The organism is Bradyrhizobium sacchari (assembly GCF_002068095.1).
GTDB classification, from domain to species: Bacteria; Pseudomonadota; Alphaproteobacteria; order Rhizobiales; family Xanthobacteraceae; genus Bradyrhizobium; species Bradyrhizobium sacchari.
This window is the reverse complement of sequence record NZ_LWIG01000011.1, coordinates 1-3,474: the sequence shown is the minus strand read 5'-3', so window position 1 is coordinate 3,474 and position 3,474 is coordinate 1. Positions and strand designations below refer to the sequence as shown.

Sequence of the window (3,474 nt, the reverse complement as noted above, 5' to 3'; positions counted from 1 at the left end):
CGGCGCTCCCGGCGGCACGACCGCGATTACGGCTGCCAAGACCCTGGGCGCGAGCCAGGGCGTGTTCACGGGCACCGCGGCAACGGCTGGCGACGGCACCACGGCCCTGACCGGAACCATCACCCTGATCGCCACCGGCGCCACGACTGCCACCGGCCTGGTCGGCAACGCCCAGCCTGCCGACGGCGACACGCTGACGGTCAACGGCAAGACCATCACCTTCCGCAGCGGCGCTGCTCCGGCGTCGACCGCGGTTCCGTCCGGGTCGGGCGTCAGCGGCAACCTCGTCACCGACGGCAACGGCAACACCACCGTCTATCTCGCCACGGCGAACGTCAACGACCTCTTGAAGGCGATCGATCTGGCCAGCGGCGTGCAGAGCGCTTCGATCAGCGCTGGTGCTGCCACCATCACGCAGAGCGGCGCCACGGTTGGTACGGCCCAGACCATCTCGTCCGTCGCGGGCGGCAAGGTCATTCTGGAGAGTTCGACGGGTGCGGACCTGAACGTGACCGGCAAGGCCGATCTGCTCAAGGCCCTTGGCCTGAGTTCGGCCAGCGGCGGCGGAAACACGAGCGTGAGCGTGGCCCGCCAGACCAGCGCGGGTTCGCTGGGTGCTCTGGTTCAGGACGGTTCGACGCTGAACGTCGACGGCCACATCATCACCTTCAAGAACGCGCAGACGCCGCAGTCGGCAGCCAGCGTGACCTCGGGTGGTGTCAACGGCAACATCGTCACCGACGGCAGCGGCAACTCGACCGTCTATCTCCAGAGCGCGACGGTGACCGACCTGCTCAACGCGATCGACCTCGCCACCGGCGTGCAGACCGCGAAGATCACTTCGGGTGCGGCGGTGCTCTCGACCGCGACCGGTCAGACCAATTCGTCGGTTAGCACGTCCGGCCAGCTCAAGCTCTCGACCGGCGTCAATGCCGACCTCGCGATCACCGGCACGGGCAACGCGCTGAACGCGCTCGGCCTCGCCGGCAACACCGGCACCGCGACCGCCTTCACCGCGGCCCGTACCTCCGGCGTCGGCGGCCTCACCGGCAAGACCCTGACCTTCACCTCCTTCAACGGCGGCACGGCGGTCAACGTCACCTTCGGCGACGGCACCAACGGCACGGTCAAGACGCTCGATCAGCTCAACACCAAGCTGCAGGCCAACAACCTGACGGCAACGATCGACGCCAACGGCCTGCTGACGGTCTCCACCACCAACGACTACGCGTCCTCGACCATCGGTTCGAGCGCCGCAGGTGGTGCGATCGGCGGCACGCTGACGACGGCGCTGACGTTCTCGACAGCTTCCAGCCCCGTCCAGGACACGGTTGCCCAGACGGCGCGTTCGAACCTGGTGTCTCAGTACAACAACATCCTGAACCAGATCGACTCGACGGCGCAGGACTCCTCGTTCAACGGCGTCAACCTCTTGAACGGCGACCAGCTCAAGCTGGTGTTCGACGAGACCGGCAAGTCGAACCTCAGCATCACCGGCGTGACCTACAACTCCAAGGGTCTGGGCCTTGCCGCGCTGACCGTCGGCGTCGACTTCATCGACAACGCCGCCACCAACAAGGTGCTGACCAACCTGAACTCAGCGTCGAGCACGCTGCGCTCGGAGGCCTCGAGCCTTGGTTCGAACCTGACGATCGTGCAGGTTCGTCAGGACTTCAACAAGAACCTGATCAACGTGCTGCAGACCGGTTCGTCCAACCTGACGCTGGCCGACACCAACGTCGAAGCCGCCAACAGCCAGGCGCTGTCGACCCGTCAATCGATCGCGGTCTCCGCGCTGTCGCTGGCCAACCAGTCGCAGCAGAGTGTGCTGCAGCTGCTGCGCTAAGTCGCGGACGATATCGCAAGCAAGATCCGGCGGCGGGGCTTCGGCCCCGCCGCTTTCTTTTTGCTTGCTGCCCGAAGTTTCGAGAGAGCAGGAGAGCGCTCGAAAAAGTAACCAGCGGTTATGGTTAATGGAGCGTAAGCGCCGGAAATTGCCAATGATTTCAGGCGGATTTCGAACCGTGCTCGCGCTGTTGGCTCGCTTATGGTGAACCGGCGCTTATGCGGGCTTTGCTCCTTTCACCCTTTGTTAGCCACGTCACGGCACGCTGGCCCCGTCACTCGATCCAGAAGCGATCGACCGAAGACGCGTAAGCCAGAAGGGTAAGAGTCATGTCCGGTATTGTTCTCTCTGCGTCGGTTCGTCAGAACCTGCTCTCTCTCCAGTCCACCGCCGATCTTCTCGCCACCACACAGAACCGTCTGTCGACCGGCAAGAGCGTCAACTCGGCCCTGGACAATCCCACCAACTTCTTCACGGCACAGTCGCTCGACAACCGCGCCAGCGACATCAACAACCTGCTCGATAGCATCGCCAACGGCGTGCAGGTGCTGCAGGCTGCCAACACCGGCCTGACCTCGCTGCAGAAGCTGATCGACTCTGCGAAGTCGATCGCCAACCAGGCGCTGCAGACCACGGTCGGCTACTCCACCAAGTCGAACGTCTCTACCACCATCTCCGGTGCGACGGCGGCCGACCTGCGTGGCACGACGAGCTTTGCGAGCGCGACGGCTTCCAGCAACGTGTTGTACACCGGCGCTCCCGGCGGCACGACCGCGATTACGGCTGCCAAGACCCTGGGCGCGAGCCAGGGCGTGTTCACGGGCACCGCGGCAACGGCTGGCGACGGCACCACGGCCCTGACCGGAACCATCACCCTGATCGCCACCGGCGCCACGACTGCCACCGGCCTGGTCGGCAACGCCCAGCCTGCCGACGGCGACACGCTGACGGTCAACGGCAAGACCATCACCTTCCGCAGCGGCGCTGCTCCGGCGTCGACCGCGGTTCCGTCCGGGTCGGGCGTCAGCGGCAACCTCGTCACCGACGGCAACGGCAACACCACCGTCTATCTCGCCACGGCGAACGTCAACGACCTCTTGAAGGCGATCGATCTGGCCAGCGGCGTGCAGAGCGCTTCGATCAGCGCTGGTGCTGCCACCATCACGCAGAGCGGCGCCACGGTTGGTACGGCCCAGACCATCTCGTCCGTCGCGGGCGGCAAGGTCATTCTGGAGAGTTCGACGGGTGCGGACCTGAACGTGACCGGCAAGGCCGATCTGCTCAAGGCCCTTGGCCTGAGTTCGGCCAGCGGCGGCGGAAACACGAGCGTGAGCGTGGCCCGCCAGACCAGCGCGGGTTCGCTGGGTGCTCTGGTTCAGGACGGTTCGACGCTGAACGTCGACGGCCACATCATCACCTTCAAGAACGCGCAGACGCCGCAGTCGGCAGCCAGCGTGACCTCGGGTGGTGTCAACGGCAACATCGTCACCGACGGCAGCGGCAACTCGACCGTCTATCTCCAGAGCGCGACGGTGACCGACCTGCTCAACGCGATCGACCTCGCCACCGGCGTGCAGACCGCGAAGATCACTTCGGGTGCGGCGGTGCTCTCGACCGCGACCGGTCAG

General features: G+C 65.5%; 2 protein-coding genes. Both read left to right on the top strand.

From position 1 onward, the window contains the following. Window positions 1–1,846: DUF1522 domain-containing protein (locus tag A5906_RS15165; protein WP_080136158.1), on the top strand; the 1,846-nt coding region annotated here is incomplete at its 5' end. Window positions 1,847–2,175: 329 nt separating this feature from the next. Continuing rightward, the coding region (locus A5906_RS15160; protein ID WP_136615249.1) for a DUF1522 domain-containing protein at window positions 2,176–3,474 on the top strand (1,299 nt) is incomplete at its 3' end.